Source organism: Bacillus fonticola, assembly GCF_012955605.1.
In the GTDB taxonomy this organism is placed as follows: Bacteria; Bacillota; Bacilli; order Bacillales; family JC228; genus Bacillus_CG; species Bacillus_CG fonticola.
Genome location: NZ_CP052135.1, coordinates 2,994,464 through 3,012,948, shown reverse-complemented (window position 1 = coordinate 3,012,948; position 18,485 = coordinate 2,994,464). Strand labels below are relative to the sequence as shown.

The 18,485-nt window shown below is 41.4% G+C and carries 19 protein-coding genes; 5 read left to right on the top strand and 14 right to left on the bottom strand.

Annotated elements, in window-relative coordinates; all coding sequences use genetic code 11:
- Positions 1–429: 429 nt before the first annotated feature.
- From HHK01_RS14765 to HHK01_RS14730, 9 genes are all read right to left on the bottom strand, one after another.
- Positions 430–690 carry a hypothetical protein gene (locus HHK01_RS14765; protein ID WP_170007305.1) on the bottom strand — a complete coding sequence of 87 codons (261 nt, stop codon included), beginning with the start codon at positions 688–690 and terminating at the stop codon, positions 430–432.
- Complete coding sequence (locus HHK01_RS14760; RefSeq protein ID WP_170008482.1) at positions 687–1,487, bottom strand: ExeA family protein; 801 nt, start codon at positions 1,485–1,487, stop codon at positions 687–689. Before HHK01_RS14760 ends, HHK01_RS14765 begins: the two co-directional genes overlap by 4 nt.
- On the bottom strand, positions 1,480–2,733 hold the full coding sequence (locus HHK01_RS14755; RefSeq protein WP_170006483.1) for a DDE-type integrase/transposase/recombinase: 1,254 nt from the start codon (positions 2,731–2,733) through the stop codon (positions 1,480–1,482). Before HHK01_RS14755 ends, HHK01_RS14760 begins: the two co-directional genes overlap by 8 nt.
- A 134-nt stretch (positions 2,734–2,867) precedes the next feature.
- Positions 2,868–3,326 carry a DUF6431 domain-containing protein gene (locus HHK01_RS15990; protein ID WP_228027750.1) on the bottom strand — a complete coding sequence of 153 codons (459 nt, stop codon included), beginning with the start codon at positions 3,324–3,326 and terminating at the stop codon, positions 2,868–2,870.
- A 215-nt stretch (positions 3,327–3,541) separates the two neighbouring features.
- On the bottom strand, positions 3,542–3,823 hold the full coding sequence (locus HHK01_RS14750) for a sigma factor-like helix-turn-helix DNA-binding protein (RefSeq protein ID WP_228027595.1): 282 nt from the start codon (positions 3,821–3,823) through the stop codon (positions 3,542–3,544).
- Positions 3,824–4,257: 434 nt separating this feature from the next.
- A complete protein-coding gene (locus tag HHK01_RS14745) occupies positions 4,258–4,554 on the bottom strand; it encodes a hypothetical protein (RefSeq protein ID WP_170008480.1) in 297 nt (98 codons plus the stop codon).
- 16 nt (positions 4,555–4,570) lie between these two features.
- Complete coding sequence (locus HHK01_RS14740; protein WP_170008479.1) at positions 4,571–5,044, bottom strand: zf-HC2 domain-containing protein; 474 nt, start codon at positions 5,042–5,044, stop codon at positions 4,571–4,573.
- Positions 5,031–5,552 (bottom strand): RNA polymerase sigma factor, encoded by a 522-nt coding sequence (locus tag HHK01_RS14735; RefSeq protein WP_170008478.1) that lies wholly within the window; start codon positions 5,550–5,552, stop codon positions 5,031–5,033. Before HHK01_RS14735 ends, HHK01_RS14740 begins: the two co-directional genes overlap by 14 nt.
- Positions 5,553–5,996: 444 nt before the next feature.
- Positions 5,997–6,773: a phospholipase A2 family protein gene (locus tag HHK01_RS14730; protein ID WP_170008477.1), complete on the bottom strand. Its 777-nt coding sequence runs from the start codon at positions 6,771–6,773 to the stop codon at positions 5,997–5,999.
- Positions 6,774–7,527: 754 nt separating this feature from the next.
- Between HHK01_RS14730 and HHK01_RS14725 the strand changes: the two genes are divergently transcribed.
- Positions 7,528–7,974 (top strand): hypothetical protein, encoded by a 447-nt coding sequence (locus tag HHK01_RS14725; RefSeq protein ID WP_170008476.1) that lies wholly within the window; start codon positions 7,528–7,530, stop codon positions 7,972–7,974.
- 82 nt (positions 7,975–8,056) lie between these two features.
- Here HHK01_RS14725 and HHK01_RS14720 read toward each other — a convergent pair whose 3' ends face one another.
- The 5 genes from HHK01_RS14720 to HHK01_RS14700 all read right to left on the bottom strand — a co-directional run bounded on the left by HHK01_RS14720 (position 8,057) and on the right by HHK01_RS14700 (position 12,799).
- Positions 8,057–8,626: a glycerol-3-phosphate acyltransferase gene (locus HHK01_RS14720; RefSeq protein WP_170008475.1), complete on the bottom strand. Its 570-nt coding sequence runs from the start codon at positions 8,624–8,626 to the stop codon at positions 8,057–8,059.
- 588 nt (positions 8,627–9,214) lie between these two features.
- Positions 9,215–9,796: a biotin transporter BioY gene (locus tag HHK01_RS14715; protein ID WP_170008474.1), complete on the bottom strand. Its 582-nt coding sequence runs from the start codon at positions 9,794–9,796 to the stop codon at positions 9,215–9,217.
- A gap of 137 nt (positions 9,797–9,933) precedes the next feature.
- The gene (locus tag HHK01_RS14710; protein ID WP_170008473.1) at positions 9,934–10,812 is read right to left on the bottom strand and encodes a DUF3221 domain-containing protein; all 879 of its coding nucleotides are present in this window, start codon (positions 10,810–10,812) and stop codon (positions 9,934–9,936) included.
- 27 nt (positions 10,813–10,839) lie between these two features.
- Entirely contained in the window at positions 10,840–11,856 is a 1,017-nt protein-coding gene (locus HHK01_RS14705) for a DUF3231 family protein (RefSeq protein ID WP_170008472.1), read from the bottom strand.
- An 88-nt stretch (positions 11,857–11,944) separates the two neighbouring features.
- Positions 11,945–12,799: a MurR/RpiR family transcriptional regulator gene (locus HHK01_RS14700; RefSeq protein ID WP_170008471.1), complete on the bottom strand. Its 855-nt coding sequence runs from the start codon at positions 12,797–12,799 to the stop codon at positions 11,945–11,947.
- 179 nt (positions 12,800–12,978) lie between these two features.
- Between HHK01_RS14700 and HHK01_RS14695 the strand changes: the two genes are divergently transcribed.
- The 4 genes from HHK01_RS14695 to HHK01_RS14680 all read left to right on the top strand — a co-directional run bounded on the left by HHK01_RS14695 (position 12,979) and on the right by HHK01_RS14680 (position 18,475).
- The gene (locus tag HHK01_RS14695) at positions 12,979–14,325 is read left to right on the top strand and encodes a GntP family permease (RefSeq protein WP_170008470.1); all 1,347 of its coding nucleotides are present in this window, start codon (positions 12,979–12,981) and stop codon (positions 14,323–14,325) included.
- A gap of 306 nt (positions 14,326–14,631) precedes the next feature.
- The gene (gene gntK / locus HHK01_RS14690; protein WP_170008469.1) at positions 14,632–16,173 is read left to right on the top strand and encodes a gluconokinase; all 1,542 of its coding nucleotides are present in this window, start codon (positions 14,632–14,634) and stop codon (positions 16,171–16,173) included.
- A 172-nt stretch (positions 16,174–16,345) separates the two neighbouring features.
- On the top strand, positions 16,346–16,933 hold the full coding sequence (locus HHK01_RS14685) for a transposase (protein ID WP_170008468.1): 588 nt from the start codon (positions 16,346–16,348) through the stop codon (positions 16,931–16,933).
- Positions 16,934–17,128: 195 nt separating this feature from the next.
- The gene (locus HHK01_RS14680; protein WP_170008467.1) at positions 17,129–18,475 is read left to right on the top strand and encodes a hydroxysqualene dehydroxylase; all 1,347 of its coding nucleotides are present in this window, start codon (positions 17,129–17,131) and stop codon (positions 18,473–18,475) included.
- The last annotated feature ends 10 nt before the right edge of the window (positions 18,476–18,485 follow it).

Here is an 18,485-nt window from a genome sequence, read left to right as displayed (position 1 = left end):
CCCCAAATCCCTTTAATGTCAGGTGACTATTTTGTATCAAGACAGGCATTTGATACTTGTTAGTTGAAAATAAAACGTTAAAATTTTCTTACAACTACCTTTGTAGGGCACTTAGTGTTGTTTATTTCGTGCCTAGAGAAGTCAGTGATAATGACTTTTTAAGTTTCGGTTCAAACAAACTTACAACCTGTTCCAAAGCGAAGTTGCTATCTTTAGCTTCTTTTACTAATTCATACAATTTTAGCACCCTTTCAATAGATTCTAGCGTTTTTACTCTGAAACCTGTAAACGAGCACATTATTTCAGCACCTCATTTTCAAATTATTGCGGGAGAAAATATGAAATAATGTGCTCAGTTTTCCACGTTATTCCGGAATATGCAAAACTCTGTTCAAATTAATCCAGTTCTTAAAATGAAAAAGAGAGACCCTAAAACGGGTCTTCGACTTTTATAAAATCCTCTAGCTGAACGCTTACTTTATAGACTTCCTGTATGTGCAGCACTAGTTTGACATCATCCTCTATCGTGATAAACCAGTCTAAATCCTTCTGAAGATAGGCTTGAAAACACTGCCCTTGAATGAATAGTTCAAAGAAATAACCTTGTTGAATCCAGTAGTCTTGATGCCCAATCCATAATCTCCATTCTTGTTCTTCCTGATTATAGATCATAATTCCTTTTGTCATCATAACCCACTATCCTCGATCGCTAAGCGTACCACTTCTTCATCGATCTGTTCTTTTTTCTGCTGCGTTCCAAATAGTAAGCTATTAATGGTTAACGTGTTAATAACACGAGGTCGTCCTTGTGACCGTAAAGCAATCGCCTCAATAGCTGCCTCCGTAAAAATAGGCATCTTAGCTCCAGCTAGCTTCATATGGTGGTCGATATACTCGGCTACTTCTTCCTTCACTAGAGGCTGTATCTCATATTTCATTATCAATCGCTGGGATAGGGGTCTGTGATGATTAATAGACAAGCGTGTCTTTAGGTGTGGCAACCCAGCTAAAATCAAGATAAATGGATTCGTTGAGTCCATCTGAAAGTTAAATAGAATCGCTAAGTCTTGTAGAAACGCATCTTTAGCCAAATGCATTTCATCGAGTATGAAAACAGGGGTCATCTTCCGTTCATGGGCCATTCGTTCAATTCCTTGCTGAATTTGGCGAAATACATCCACTTTACGGAATTTCGGCTCTTCTCCTAAACCGTAAACTAAGCCTCGATAGAAGTCCATAACGCCTCCTGTCGAAAGAGGGAAATAGACGACATGGTACAGCGAGGGATTCAATGATTCTTTAAACGTTCGCAACGTAAAGGTTTTGCCCACACCGGGATCACCGATAAGAAGACCCATTCCTCTTGATTTCTTCAAGTAATCGAGTGCTCCAAGAGCACCTTGGTGGTCAGTTGATTGGAAGGCATCAGCCGAACGCAAGTTTTTAGAAAATGGTGTTTGAGCCAAGGAATAGAAAGACTTATACATAGTCGTTCCCCTCCTTTTCGTCCGTTAAGGTAAAGGGAGAACGCACTCGTTTTGCTTTGGCATTGTCTGTCATTGATACAGGTACTGCTTCAGCCACCCTTTGATCCTCTTCAAATACAAAAATGCCTGTCTCATCAAAGCGGACATCAATGGATTGTCCGATAAAACGTGGGGGTACCTCATAGAGTTGTTTGTTTAAAGTGATTGTACTATCGGCTTTCACCTTTCGGTGTTCTCTCTTCAAAAAGATCGTGTCTAGAATCGCTGTATTCTCAAGAAGCGTCACGTTCTCCAATTGAGATTGGTAGACTTCATGCGGAGTCTTTCCATCTAAAGATGCATGAATACGACGATGATAGTCTTCTTCTAGCCAACGCCAAAACCGTTCATTTAGCTCTTCTAAAGAGTCTACTGGTTTTGCTTGGAGTAAAGGATAGAACCTCGTTTGAATCGTTTTAAAGAGCCTTTCAATCTTGCCTTTCGCACGAGGGTCGTAAGGCTGTGTGTGAGCTAGCGTTATCCCTAATTGAGCACATGCATATTGAAGAGTTTCTGAACGATAAATCTTGCCATTATCGGCATAAATCATCGTTGGCTTTCCCCTTCGAAGAAGGGCCTCTTTGGTCACGACTCTTACACCGTCGAATTTCTCTGATGAGAAAAACTGACCAAACGGAACGAGACGAGAACAATCATCAATATAAGCGATTAGAAACGTCTTTTTCTTTTTGCCATCAATCGGAATGTAAGGCCCGTGAGACAGATCCCCCTGCCATAAATGATTGACTCGTTCATGGGCAAACCTTTTTCTTTCAGGGGTTGCGACAATTCTTTTCCCTACTAGATTGTGTTTTTTAAGTAATCGGTTTATAGTAGAGTACGATATTGTATTTTTCTTTATTTCTCCTAGCTCAATGAGGTGCTCATAGAAGACACTCACGGGCATATGGAGAATTTTTTTTCGTAGTTCGAGAAGTTGATCTTGGTCATCAGCCGATAACCTTCTCGAATTTCCTCGGTCTGTCCGTTTCTTCGGCTTTAATGCTTCAAACCCATGTCTGCGGTAATGAAGCAGCCATTCCTTCATCGTTTTTTCTGCGACGGTTCGCTCTCCATAATAAGGAATGGAGTGAACCTTTCCTACTAACTCTCCAAAGTATTCTTTGGCATCCACCTGTTCATTTAATAGTGGGGCAATTAGTCCATACCGAAATAAGGCTACTTGTTCCCGTTCTTTTTCATTCATGGAATCTTCCTCCTTTTAGTGAGAAGGACGACCGGTCATCCATGGTTATTATTCTACTTTTTTCGGGGTTTTCCGACTATGAAAAAAGTGTGTGGGATGAACAATTTTTTTATATCGCTAAAAATATGGTAGAATTAATGTGCCATAAAGTATGATGAATTATGCCCCCAAGACCTTCGTAAGAAGGTGGATTCGCCAAAATCTCGGAGCAGGTTCAAATATTTTATGGCCTCTTTTTTTATATCTGCTGAAAACCTGCTTACCACACCTAAAGTTACTAGAAATGTATGAACCCACTTTAGACTCTTACAGAACCTCGTTAGGTGAAATCTTAGTAATTGTCGACTACTCTTTCCTTTCTTATCATGTAATAGCTGATAAACCCTCTGTAAGATCGTATGAATTGTATGTTGAAAGTAGGGAATGAAAAAGTCCGGAAGGATGGATAAGCTCACTTTACACTGTAAGCATTTCATTCGGCAGATGGGAACCCTAACGGTCTCCTCCTCCGTCACGCCAAAACGCCAATAATAGCCATGTCTATGTATGTTTCCTGGTGAAGGACACTGACAGTTTGGACATTGATCAAACATTGGAAAATCATTCTCTTTTCCTAATACAGCATACTCACTCAGCTCTATCTCGAAATCATAAGGAATAATCAAAATAAAAAACTCCCCCTCATAATATGCAAAAAAGGTAGCACATTACTCCGGAGAAGTACAGTTTCTATACTGGGGGAATATGAAAATATCGAAGGTTTTTCAGAGGAAAGAAAGTGACTGTTTACATGAAACCTAGATGCTTTCTACACCGTATTCTCCCTTAAGAAAGCACCCATTTTCTCAAGAGCTTTTTTATGCACTTTTGATACGGCCTGTTGTGTCTTATTAAGAACCGTTGCTATTTCTGTATCCGATAATCCTTTGAGGTAGGCGAAATTTACTACTTCCTTCTGTTTGGGAGTTAACGTTAGAATAGCTCTGAGTAAAATTGGGTCTTCTAAATACCCTTCTATCTGGTCGCCATCTAACAAATGATCTAGAAACACTTCACTTTGAGGATCTATAAGTTGGTCCTTGAATGTCATATCGCCGTCGCTCGTAATAGGTTGATCTAACGTCAACGGGTTACGCTCAGAGGTCTAGTCCCTATCGGTATTGGTGTTATTGGTAATGTGGTGATATTTACTATAAGCATGTTTATAGTAAAAAACATAATACGAGCCACAAATATAACCATGATTTTTTTGGATTAACTTTAGTTGGTTCTTTTGTAATTGGTGGTTGGTCTGGTATGGGGATATTGGTAATTGCTTTAGGAATGTTAGCAGTCCCCATCTGTCTATACCTATATATATCAACTTCCTATTTATTGGGTATAAAGTGAAGTTAAAAAAAGCCTTCTACAAAGATACTATTCTTTTAAAGGCTTTTTCAATTTAGCTTTTTTGCCTAAAAAAGAAGTACAAAGTTATGTGCGTTTTCGTTGCACAACTCTGTACTTCTATTTTGCACTACACAATTAGCTTTTCATTTTTCGTGCTGTGTACATAATGCATATAATTTGAAGTAACGCGGGTAAAGCATATAAATAGGATATAGCGACAATCCCGCATAGTAAGGAAATAACAAGGAGAATTGTTGCCTTTTTATTGTTTTTGTGTACTTGAAAAGACGCGATAACACCTAACACCCCACTAAATATGCCTAAAAACCCAATACTCCCGAAAGTGTAAGAATCGTCAATAACCGCGAAGAGTTGTGCAGTGAGAGATATTAATATGCCTAATAAACCAGCTATCATAGCTGTCAACCTCATCAAATCACTCCTTTATCTAAAATAATTGAACAAAATCTCCGAAGAACAAGAGCACGATGATATCAAAAGTGAGAACGATCCAGAACCAGAGTTTACGGTAAAAAATAAACACGATAGCATTAGTTAACGCAGCATAAGGAAAGTAAAATAGAATCATGTTTGCATCTACGTGAACGCGGATATTAAAATCCGTGTTTATATTAAAGTAAACTAATCCTAGGATGAAAAGCCTTAATGCACTTTGAAAGAAAAACAAAAACCTTTTGAATTGGACGAGCCTTTTAAAAGGTGGAGCCTTTTCGTCTTGAGCCCTATTTTCAGGGACAAGTGTGTGGGGAAAGGCATCCATGCTCACCTGTAGATATTCTCTGCAAGACCGACAAGATTGAACGTGTTCTTCTATTATTTTTTTTGCATCTTCCTCAACGTCATCGTAAAAGGGAATTAACTCTCTAACTAAAATATGGTGCGCATCCTTATTTGCCATCATAATCACTCCGCTGAACTGATGATAATATATCTTTTCGTAGCCTAAACATTCTGGATTTCACAGATGAAACAGGCATGTTGAGTAGAGCAGCTATTTCGTCGTACTTATAACCATAGTGCTCCTTTGCGAGAAATATCGTTTTATCCATTTCGGATAGTCTTTCTAAGATCTCGTTAACCTCATTTCTCATTAAGAATTTCTCTTCTGGACCGTGATTATCTATTAACATATTGATAATTATCTCTTCATCCTTCAAAAGTGAAGGTTTCTTCTTCCTGTACAAGTCAATGAGTGTGTTTTTTGCGCAAGTGATCAACCAACTCCTTATACTCTCAAATTTCAAAACTTGCTCAGGTTTAATGAGTAATTTAAAGAAGACTTCTTGAATAATATCCTCAGCTAACTTCTCGTCAGATGTGAGCTTTATTAAGAAGTATTTTAAAAAGGAATAGTTTTTCCTGTATTCATCTTCAATAAGTGATAACGGGTCTTTTCGATCCTGCTTCATATAATCCCCTCTTTTGCTCCTTCAGAAGTGAGACGGATAACATCGTAAGAAAGTTGCACTGAAAAGTAATTTGTTTGTTGGACCGTTAGTTTAGTATGTTATGCTACCGATTAATATAAGATAATGCTATGAGTGTATCGTATGTGAAATTTTGAAAATTACACATGAATACATAGAAATGTGTATAGTGTCATTCACTTATCCTACACCACAGTAGTTGAAGGAGTTTAACAGCAATTACAAGTAGAACTCTTTCCATTCTCTAAGCAGCTATAATTTTGTGAAGATAACTCATAATTTTTTTAAAATGATTTCCATCACTTATGTTTATGGATGGTGAAACTATGTACTTCTTTAAACGTTGATCTTCATAAGGAAAGGCCCCGTTGTTACCGGAGCCTAGGCATTGCTCGAATAAATTAACTTTCGCTAAACATCTTTATTTTAGCACCCCATGACAAACATTTTGGCGTTAAATGCACCAATTACTCGAGTTGTACCTGCATTATCAGTAAAACTAGCACAATCAACTAGAGTTTGGTCACATGAACATCTATTTGGATAGGATCCAAAAGATCCGTAGCAAAAGTCATGTGTTCTACAGCAAGTATCTAAATCATTTACAGGAACACCACTCCCGCAGTTGGCGCCACACCAATTGTAATTTACTTCAGGGTTAAATGGATTTCCGTTATAGCGAAAGGAACAACATCCATCCTGAATACATGGTAACCCTGATTGAGTAGAGATCGCGTCATCGTTTAATGCAACTTCTTCCTCTGTTAATACATCGTATTCATGAGGTGTTTCTAACACTTGCTGATCCGTTTCAATTTTATTTTCGCCTAACAGTTTCCCATCTCGGTATGACACTATTTTTTTGAACGAACCTCCAGCTTGCCGAATAAGATGAGCTACAGAAACATAGTAAGATGCCTTATTAGTTTCAATAGCTTGGGTTTTCATAAAGGTTACTCGTAAATAATCATTAAACCGGATAAAATGACTGAGTTGATCAGCCATTCTTTTTCCAACCTTTTGATCGAGACTTTGATAAAAGTATTGACTTTCGTAGACTTTATACTCAAGCGGATTCGTATTGAGCACAGCTGCTTGATTAAAATGATTAAGAGCCTGCTCTAACAATGAATACTCAAACTCAGTAAGAGTATCTAAACTTAAATTGAAAATTTGTTTTGCCCTAATATCAGTAATATACATCTGTTCATTTCCCTCCAAAAAACTTTATTTTATATTGAATTTCGTTGGATTAGTAGCAGCATCGTCCATTAAAGACAAGCGCTCCGTTTGGAAGGAGTCGAAATTCTCCTGGACATCCTTCTTGTTCGCAACAAGACAAATGACTGGTACATACTAGAGGAGCCTGGATAGTTACTTCCCCATTAGGTTTTGTTTCCTTGATTTTTTTCATGTTTTACACCCCCTTCACTAGAAGAACCCTTTAACTTAAAAGAAGATGCATTTAAAAATCACATTGAAACTTGTTGAATGAAATATCCATTGGGTTTCTGCATTTCTCTTAGTTATGTGGTCAGTTTTATTGGTAAGTCAACCTTACTAAATCCCAGTGGCTGACTATATTTAATAAAGAAGTTGCAGGCAGTAGTAAAACAACTTTTCGGTCAGATTTGGGCCTTCAATCGTGAATTTGTAGCATTTGGATACGTTCCAGGTTCCCCCTTGAAGCCTTGCGCTCGGTTCTTGTTATTAAACGTTTAATAACATTTAGATTAAATCCCGTAACAGTTTTGATATCTCTATTCATTCTTGCAAAAAGTGAGTACTCATTGTTCAAAGGTTTATAACTCTCTTGTTACACTTTCTTCCTAGTCATAATATAAAAGGGCATTAAAGTTTTTGTTTCGAATATATCTTAGTAAATATAATTTTTATGGGTCTTACTGATGAATCAGAAAACGTCTGGTACACTGTTTTATAAGGGAGGATGAATATAATGAGGAAAAATACTTTTTTAAAGAAAAGAAAGTCATTGTTTTTATTGATTACAGTCGCTATTTTGGGCTTCGCTTTCTTCTATCTGTCCAGTGGAAAAGAATTATTGGAAAGAAACTCGTTAGAAAAACAAGAACTGACTGAAACTTTAGTTGTAGATTACGATGAACTTTATTGGATTGAGCGTAATCAAAGAGAACTAGCAGGCAAAATGAAATCAGATGAAGACAGAAAGTGGCTTTCCGAAGAAATTCAAGAAGCAACAGTTAAACTGCGCTATACTCTTGATTTTATGGTAGATCATCAAGAATACGATCAAATAGAAGTTGAGTTACCAGTAACGAAATATGTAGATGGCGATGATGTAATTGAGTTTTACTCTGACGCTGGTGTTATTACTAGAGTTCATTCAGAAAGTGGTTGGAAGGATTTTAAGAATAACTCATAAAATCTAAAAAGCGACCCAAACCTTCCTTGTTCGAATTCTTCCTTTGTAGTGGCAATTTTGTAGGTAAGACCCATACCGAATTTCAACTCCAAGTTTTTAGTCTTTCTTTCAGATTATCGCGGTGCGCCCATGTGATAAGCAGGGTGATGAAGATCATGATAGCACTGGTCCAGAAAGAATAACGAACTGCCATGAGCAGAAAAGGTGTCGTAAAGATTGCGCTCATTCCGGCTATTGTCACACTTCTGGAAAGAGCATAGAAAACGAAAAAGATACAGACGAACACTAGAAATAGCAGTGGATCAAGCGAAAGGAATGCTCCACAAAAAGTGGCAACCCCTTTACCCCCTTTAAACTTGAGTGTTATCGGGAAGAGATGTCCGATTAAGACGGCGAGCAACGCGAGCAACTGAAACTCCGTACTGAACTCAAAATACTTTGCTAGTAAAACGACCGCAGCCCCTTTTCCCGCATCTCCAATCACCGTAAAGAAGAAAGCTTTCTTTCCGAGCAACCTACCAGCATTTCTTGCACCAACATTTCCGCTTTCTGTTGTTCTTAAATCGACCTTCCCAGAAAAAAATCCAACGATCTGGCCAAATAGCACAGATCCGAGTAGGTACGAACAAAGTATAAGGATGAGGGTAGCCACAATTTCTCCCTCCGTTTAGTGAATTTGTTATTGTATTACCATATTAAGGGTGATCAGGTTATAGTAACCAGTTTATTTGGAAGCTGGTGGTACTGTTCATTATCTTTGATAGAATGGAAGAAAAAGGGCAATTGGAGAGTGGTTTTGTTGATATTTTTAGTTTGAAATGGAGACGGAGGTGTAGGGAATAACAAACGCAATTAGAAAGCCTAAAGCCTAAATTAGGTTGGTTTTTACTATTAGTAAGTATTGTCATCTTGACGAACTTTGCAGACTACCATTTGCCCGATGAGTTAACGGTAGAGGATATTGCATGCGGGGACTGCGGAGCTAGAAGTGTACGAAGATAGCGATCCGTGGGCAGAGGGTTACCGTAGTGAGATTTGGATTCCGATTTGCAAAGGGGAAAAGCGTTCGTAACGTCGAGCTCCGTCTATTTTGAAATGACAAGGGGATGTCCTAAAAGCAAAGTAACAGTCACCACAACCGCCAGATATAGTGTTTGTCAAAAACCACAAACACTATATCCGGCGTAAAACCGTGGTGAGCTGTCACTTATCGGACATCCCCTTTACATGTCATGCAAGATTACGCAACCTTTTCAACAGAGACCTTGGTTGTTGAATGATCTGGTAACAGTCGTGCTAGAATTAACCGTTTGCGAATTTGCACCCCAGCGACACAGGCAAGCACGAGCTTAATAAGATCCCCAACAATAAACGGAATCACCATAGTTGCTAAAGCCGCACCTAATGTGACTCCAGAGAAAATCATGTAATGGACAACGGCAAAAGCATAGATGATCACCGTTCCCGCTAAACACGCGATGTGTGCACGAACAACCGTAGTGCCTATTCCGTGCAAGAGTGCTGCAATGACAAATACTGCAAATGGATAACTGATTAGAAACCCACCTGATGGCGAGACGAAACTGTCAATTCCTGAGGAAAATTGGGCAAAGACCGGTACCCCAATTGAACCAAGCGCTAAATACACAATCATGGCAACGAACCCGAGCTTTGGACCCAAAATAATACCAGTAAGCAATACCGCAAATGTTTGCATCGTGAGTGGAACAAGCGGTAATTCAATTGTCACTTGTGCAAAAATCCCCAACAATGCCGCGAAAAATGCTGCATGAATCATGCCGCGTAACCGTTCATTTCTCATCGTGTAAACCCCTTTGTGTGTAAATGTTAACCTATGTACAAATAAAGGTTAACATTTAACAGAGAGGTTGTCACCCACAAAAAAATCGACAGGATTCGACTACGTGGTGAACGCTTAGTCGATCCTGCCGATTTTCACTAGTTTGCTTGGAGCATGACGTTTCCCGCATCGAATATTTTTTCACCAGTGGTGTTCTCTACATAAACGGTGTAGCTTGGAACCACGCTCGGTGAACCATTCGTGAGCTTTGGTGACGTAGTTTGCTCAAAGAAAACGTTGGCGCTGTATGTTTTCGGTTCAGTTTCCGGTGTGATTGGCTGACTGCTGCTAAAGAACCAATGGCTTTTTCCAACGAGTTGTTCATTTTTATTTTGAATGGTGAGAACAAAATTGTAAAACTCATTGAACTTCAGATAGTCTCGCAGTTCGTCACTTACTTGATAAATAATCTGGAAGGTATTCGTCCCGTCGTTTGTCGTCTCTAATCCGAGAATTTTGAGGTGCTCGTTCGTAAAGAGCGACTTTTCTTTGGACACGATATCGAACGATTGCTTCTCCAAAATGTCTACTTCCTCTGTTCCGCCTTGAGCTGGGTATGACTCTGCCACGAAACCAACGTTATAGCCGAGCTTATCACCACGTTGGATTTCGTTAAAGCGTTCATACGTATCAATCGTCAGCCAAATAGCCCCTGAACCGCTTTCATCTTTCAACAGTACACGTTTCGCTTCATTATCTATAGCGAGAACAATACCAACCGATTGATAACTGTCTTGCGAAACAGGCTCTGTCTTCTCAGACTGCTCCCCACCAGTACGAGTCAGGCCATCAACTGATTCCGTAGGCTCCTCATTCCTATTTTGAGCACTACCACAAGCGGACAACAGCACAATAGCTAAAACACCCACCAACACCATAACCCATGCTCTCATCTCACTTCCATCCTTCCCACAAATCCCCGTTAAAGTTACCGGAACTGGTACGCCCCGAACTTTGTCGAATGGATCTAGAATCATTCACCTTGAAACTTATTGTAAATAAATTTAATTCATATTTTTCTTTGCTAATTGTTCTCGATTAGAAGCTTGTGGCGGCTTCTCCAACCAAGAATTGTTAATCATAATGTTTGCCCCATCCTCTGCGTATCTTTGTATATCTAAAATAAACTTATTGTAACTAGCCCCAAGATCTATTCTAGGTCCCGTTGCTATACTAATACCGTAAAAACCTATGCCTAAGACAATCAGAGCTTCAGTGTAAAACATCATAATCTTTTCGGAAAACGTAAATTTTGTACTGTTTGTTACATCCGAATTCCATGTCATAGGAGCGGGAAGATTACTTTCATTTAGTTTTTTTGATAACTTGCCTAATTGGTTCTTTGCAATTTCTATCCCTCTAATGAAATGCTTGGTCACCTCTTTTGAGTTGGCAACTTGACTAAAACCAATTAGCGTGGCAATCCCCAATGCATTTCTTTCGATATTTTCATGGAGATTCGTGATTTCCAATACAGTGAGTGGTCTTTTTTCTCCGAGGAAGTCCCAAAGGAAACCCTGATCTTTTACGTAATCAACATGATCAAGACTTGTAATGTATGGGGTTCTAACAAGGAGACCTTTTGAGAGGAGAAGGTCCTTCGCCATCTCGAACAACTTTGCTGACTCGGAAAGGCACTCACGGAAATAGTGGGTGATGTCAGAACGTATCGACAAAGACAAACCCTGACCGTATGCAGTTAAACCGAGTTTCCCCATTTGATGGACAAAATGCAGAGCATATACATCTGAAAACAGGCGGGGAGCAGTAACGTCGACGTCCTCATCCAATTTAAATCCATGGGGAATGATGTACTTTTCCTCTGTCAAAATGGAACGGATCGTTTCTACATGCGTTTCGGACAATTGCAAGGCAAATTCAATCACCTCTTTTATCTCTTGATCCTCCGCCTTGTTCAGAAAATAAGTTAGCATACATATACTTGCACTTTCATTCATGTACTGTGTCCACAGCTGTGATAATTCGCCCGAGGTAATCCGAATCTGCTTCCTTTGATCCATAATAGTGCCCTCCTAGAAACTTCTACTACTAGGCATCCTTCCCTAAGCCTGCGTTTCTATGTACACCATGGAGCACAGTTCCCTAAAGTTACATCTTTTTTATAGATATGTCTTCTCGCATGTTTTTTAGGGCAACGTTTCCTGCCTCTTTTCTTGCCATCATGACGTTGACATAGAGTGCGTCGAGTAAGGTTAATTGGGCGATACGGGATGAGAGCGCTTCAGAGCGATAGTCAGTTTCGTTTGAGACGGTATATAAGGTGATGTCCGCCCCTTTGCTTAATGGGGAACGGGCAAAGTTCGTAACGGCAATCGTTTTCGTTCCTTTTTCCTTCAACAAAGCGAGCAGCTGTAAAATATCTGTTGTGCTTCCTGAGTGTGAGATTAACACGGCGACATCGTGTTCTGAGAGCTGAGCTGCGGACATAATTTGTAGATGGGCGTCTAAGTTCGCATATACTCGCAGTCCAGAGCGAATGAACTTATGGTACGCATCGAAAGCGATAATGCCCGAGCCGCCGCTGCCAAAGAATTCAATACGATCTGCCCCTAAAAAAGCTTGCACAGAATCAGACATCGCTTCCTGTGAAGCCACCGATAATGTATCTTCAAGCGTCTTACTATTAGAACGGAACACCTTTTCTGTGATGACCTGAATCGAGTCCCCTTGTTCAATCGTTTCATGAATTTGCTCCATCGGCTGCACCATTTCAGAGGCGAGAGAAATTTTGAACGCTTGAAAGCCAGAGAAACCTAACCGTTTACAAAAGCGAAAGACAGTTGAGTCGGCAATACCTAAAGACTCTGCCAACTGGCTTATGGTGTAATGCACCACTTGGTCAGGGTAGTGTAAAATCCAATCGGCAATGGTTTGATCCATTTTACTGAGACTTCCATATTGTGTTCGAATCATTCGTAATGCCTGTCCTTGATTTGCTTGCATGTCCATCTCTCCGTTCTTCGTGTTCGTTTTAGTATAGAAGAAAAAATTTTTTTCTGGAAGCGGTTGCAATAAAGAAAATTTTTTCTTAAAATAAGAAGTAACGAAAATTATTTTTTCCAGTTTTATAGATCTTGGTAAATCGGGTTACAAATCTAGTTTAATTTAGAGGAGGATGACAGATGGACACAGGTACTTGGCTTATTTTGATCACGTTAGCTGCTATATTTCTTTTGTTGTTTTTAGTCATTCGCACGAAGCTTCACGCATTTGTTGCTCTCTTGCTTGTGAGTTTGCTAGTAGGGGTAGCAGCAGGCATGCCTTTAGGGGATGTTATTGCCTCCATTCAAAACGGGATGGGCGGTACTTTAGGTTTTATCGCAGTCGTTGTTGGTTTAGGCGCCATGTTTGGCCGTATGCTCGAAGTATCGGGAGGGGCAGAACGCCTTGCACAAACTCTTTTGAAGAAATTTGGTGAGGACAAAGCGCCAACAGCCCTAGGGATCACAGGGTTCCTCGTTGCGATACCCGTATTTTTCGATGTAGGATTTATCATTCTCGTTCCCATCATTTACGGTCTTGCAAAGAAAACAGGGAAGTCACTTCTCTTGTACGGAATTCCACTCTTAGCAGGTTTAGCTGTTACACATAGCTTCATCCCGCCAACACCAGGACCAATTGCTGTTGCTGAATTAATTGGTGCAGAATTAGGATGGGTTATTTTGTTCGGTGCAATCGCAGGTCTTCCGGCAATGATTCTAGCAGGACCTGTTTTTGGGCGATACATTTCTAAAAAGATTCATGTAACCGTACCAGAATACATGGAAATTCAGGAAAAGGACTACGATAAAGAGCTTCCTAGCTTTGCGATGGTAGCGAGTATCATTTTTGTGCCACTTGTACTTATTTTGGCAAACACGGTATTAGATGCCACACTATCGGATGAAAATGTATTCCGTACGATATTCACCTTCTTGGGACATCCGTTCGTAGCATTGACGATTGCAGCATTGCTTTCGTTCTATCTACTCGGTACACGTAGAGGCTACACGCGAGACGAAGTTTTTGATATCTCTAACAAATCTTTAGAACCAGCTGGGGTCATCATCCTCGTAACAGGTGCTGGTGGTGTGTTCAAGCAAGTGCTCATCGACTCGGGAGTGGGTGACGTGCTTGGGGACGCAATGGCTGCTTCAGGTTTGCCAATCATTGTTTTAGCGTTTTTGATTGCGTTAGCAGTTCGAATTGCACAAGGATCTGCTACCGTTTCTATGGTCACTGCGGCTGGGTTAATGACACCGTTCATTGAAATGGTAGGCTTAACGGGTCCTGCATTAGGTCTCATCGTGATTAGTATCGCAGCCGGTGCTACAGCATTCTCTCACGTCAACGATTCTGGTTTCTGGTTAGTGAACCGGTACTTTGGGCTCGACGTCAAACAGACATTGTGGTCATGGACTGTAATGGAAACGATTATCGGGTTTGTTGGTTTTGCGGTCGTTTTTGTTATTGGACTCTTTATCATTTAAACTACAGAAGGGAGAGGGGCGATTTCCTCTTCCTTCTTTTCTGTGGAAAAGGGGCGGAGTTACGCACAATCCTAACATCATGATCTAACCTATTAGAAACACAACAACTTCGGATGTTGATTGATAAACTCCATGGGGCTTCACACGCGTCGCCTTGATGACAACTCGACTGCTTTGTGACCAGTTTCCATGCATGGTGGCGTGATGAGCTCATGAATGTTTTATTCTCATTTTTGCCTGTACATATCAAATTTGAATTCGACAAAATTCGGGGCGTACCAGTTCCGGGTGTGGGGGTTTTAACTTATGGCAAGAGGTTATTTTATAGGTGTGGATATGGGGACAACGAGTACGAAGGCGGTTTTGTTTTCTGGGAACGGGGACATTGTGAGTCAACATGCCATTTCGTATCCTTTATACACACCGTCACCAGCTGCAGCTGAGCAGGATCCAGAGGAAATGTATCGTGCTGTGGTCGGTGTGATTCGTGAAACAGTGAAGAAGGCGGGGCTGGATCCTCAGAACGTGCAAGGGGTTTCGTTTAGTTCGGCGATGCACAGTGTGATTGCCGTTGATGAACTGGGCAAACCGCTGACGAAAGTGATCATATGGAGTGACAATCGGAGTGCAAAATGGGCTGAGGAAATTAAGACAAAGTGGAACGGGCAGGCGATCTATGAACGGACGGGCACGCCAATCCATCCGATGTCACCTTTGAGCAAACTTGTTTGGTTGCGCCATGAGGAGCCAGAGCTCTTTCAGCAATCATACAAATTTATTTCCATTAAAGAATATGTATTTTATCGGTTGTTTGGCAAGTACGTCGTGGACTATTCCATTGCATCAGCTACTGGGATGTTTCACTTGGAGAATTTGGCTTGGGACGAGGAAGCGTTGGAACTTGCTGGCGTAACGGCAGATCAATTATCGAAACCAGTATCAACGACCTATATTTGTAAAGGGTTGAACGAAACGGCCCAACAGGAGACAGGGTTGGTACCCGACACACCATTTGTAGTGGGAGCTAGTGATGGGGTGCTGTCTAACTTAGGCGTAGGCGCAATCGATCCCGGAGTAGTAGCCGTCACGATCGGGACTAGCGGTGCGATCCGAACTGTCACAGACAAACCGGTTACAGACCCTAAAGGACGGATCTTTTGTTATGCGCTTACGGAAAATCATTGGGTGATCGGCGGACCCGTGAATAACGGCGGGATGATTTTTCGCTGGGTTCGCGATGAGTTGGCGGCATCTGAAGTGGAAACGGCAAAACGACTCGGTGTCGATCCGTATGATGTGCTAACGAAAATTGCGTCAGGTGTAGCGCCAGGAGCGGGAGGTTTGCTGTTTCATCCCTATATGGCGGGCGAACGAGCCCCTCTCTGGAACGCAAACGCAAGAGGGTCGTTCTTCGGACTCGGGATGCATCATAAAAAAGAACACATGATTCGTGCCGTTTTAGAAGGTGTGCTTATGAACCTATACTCCGTGTTACTGGCGTTAGAAGAGCTGTCCGGAACTCCACAACGCATTCAAGCGACAGGTGGCTTTGCCCGATCTGACGTGTGGCGACAAATGATGGCAGACGTCTTTGACCAACCCGTTACTGTACCGGAAAGCTTTGAGAGCTCTTGCTTAGGCGCCGCCGTTTTAGGCTGGTACGCATTAGGAGAAGTAGAAGATTTGTCTGTTGTGAAGGAGTTTGTAGGAGCGACACATGAGCACAAACCAGATCCTGCAGCAGCAGCTGTGTATCGGGACTTGTTCCCTCTCTTTATCCGTTGCTCAAGACTATTTACAGAGGAGTATGAAGCGATTGCGGATTTCCAACAGAAGCACGAGGTATGATTTGAAACCGACGGGTGTTGCAGCCCTGTCGGTTTTTTTGTACGGGAGCTGGTACGCCCCGAATTTTGTCGAATTGAATAAAGTGACTTTTCCGACTGCTGTTTGTATACTAAACTTGCGTTATTATTTCCCCTAGTTCCAAAATTCCCTTCCCCGAAAGGAGCCAACCTTATTGCCTCGAAAATATGTACCTTGGAACCCTCACTTTTACTATCACGTTGTGTCCAGAGGGAATCATCGAGACCTTTTATTTGCCACTGATTATGATTTTCTAGCCTACGAACACATACTTGAACAAGCTCATGAAAAGTACCCCTTCTCCATTGCATCTTACTGCCTCATGCACAACCACACTCACCTATTAATTCAAAGCAGCGAAACCCCTTTGTCCATCGTGATGGGAGTCATCAATAAACGATTTGCTAGATACTATAACAATCGCTTTCACCTAACTGGTCACGTATTTGAGAATCGATATTTTCGCGAACCTGTGATTGGGTATCGCTCTATGCAAAAGGTGAGTCAGTATATTCATTTAAACCCCGTGAAGGCAGGTTTGGTGGCAAAAGAGCCACGCTATAGGTGGAGCAGTTACCGTTACTTTGCAGATATAACCAACGAGAAAAGGCCCTCCTACATGGACGTGGGGGCCGTATTATCGACGTTTCCTGGTAATGGTGGAGAGCAGCGTAAGCAATATGTACAAGCTATTTATGAGGAAGCAGTGAAGGTAAAGGGAAAGGAACTAATTACGAATTAGTTTTTCGACAAAATTCGGGTGGTACCAGTTCCCGCAATGATTTCCGCATAGTGAGTACCTCCGTTTCGACACAGTTCGGGGCGTACCAGTTCCCTAAAGTTAAGCCCCATACCAAACGCATAAAGAACCACACCAGAGCCATATTATAAGCAACATACTTGCGGTCTGTAGCTGCAAAACGAGGGGTTAAACTTTATGGATACACACATATACGACGCCATCGTGGTCGGCGGTGGACTTGCTGGTTTAACGAGTGGATTGTTGCTCGCTGAAAAGAACCAGAAAGTTTTGGTGCTGGAGGCAGAAGATCAGGTTGGTGGTCGTACTTCTTCATGGAATGATCACGGTATGCACGTGGAGTCTGGGTTTCATCGCTATATTGGATATTACTCACAGCTACCAAAAATATTGCGAAAAGCCGATGTTGAATTAAACGAGATGCTGACGTGGGAAGAAAAAATCCATGTGAGAGTAGGGCAAGAACGCCCAGTCGTGATGGGGTTGGCGCCTCTATTTGGGTTTGTGAAAATGATTAAGGGACTTATCGGTAATCATAAGTATCTTTCTTTGAAGGACAAGCTTTCTTTAATTCCTTTCTTCGTAGGTGGGCTTCTTCAATATTTGTTTCACCCTAAAAAACTAGATCAAATTGACGTGCGCTCATTTGCCAAAAAATGCGGTGTGACGGATCGAGCTTTTCGCTATCTGATTATTCCTTTGTCTACAGGTATTTATTTTTTACCTCCTACTGAGTATTCTGCTTACGTCTTTTTTGGATTGTTTGCACCTGGCGTTATGAAATTTTATAAATTGAGGCTTGGTGCCTTTAATGGTGGTATGACTGAGGTGATGTGTGAACCCATCGCTCGTAAAATACGCGAGCTTGGCGGCGAGGTGAAAACGGGTGTCAGGGTTCACCAGTTACAGGTACAGGATGGAAAAGTTACTGGTGTCGAGACCGAGGCTGGCGATCGCTACTCTTGTGAAAAGGCTGCCATTCTCGCCACGACTTTGCATAACGTCAAGGATTTGGCATTGCCGTTTAAGGACGAGCCTTTTTTTGCAAACACGATCTATAAGCTGCCGATGATGCCAGCGTCTGTAATTCAAATAGAGCTGGACAAACCCGCTATAGAGATCGATATCACGTCCTTTGCCCCTCTAACCCATTTAGCGAGCTTTGCTGAACAGTCTCGAACCACTTTCCAGGAGTCTGAGGGAAGACTTTCGATTATTTTGACCCCACCGGAGAAGTTCCTGGAGTTAGACGGGAAGGAAACTCTAGAAATTGTTCTGAAAGACTTAGATAGAGTTGGCATCCCCATTCGAGATCACGTGCTCGATTACAGGAAGATTGATCATGTCGACGATTTTCACTCTTTACGACCGGGAAATCAACACTTAAGACCACAGCAAAAAACGCCTATCAAATCGCTCTATTTAGCTGGCGATTACACACACCAGCCTTACTTTGCCACGATGGAAGGCGCCGCGGCCTCAGGGATCCGTGCGGTTGATGCTTACTTTAAAGATCATCATTAAATGGGAGATG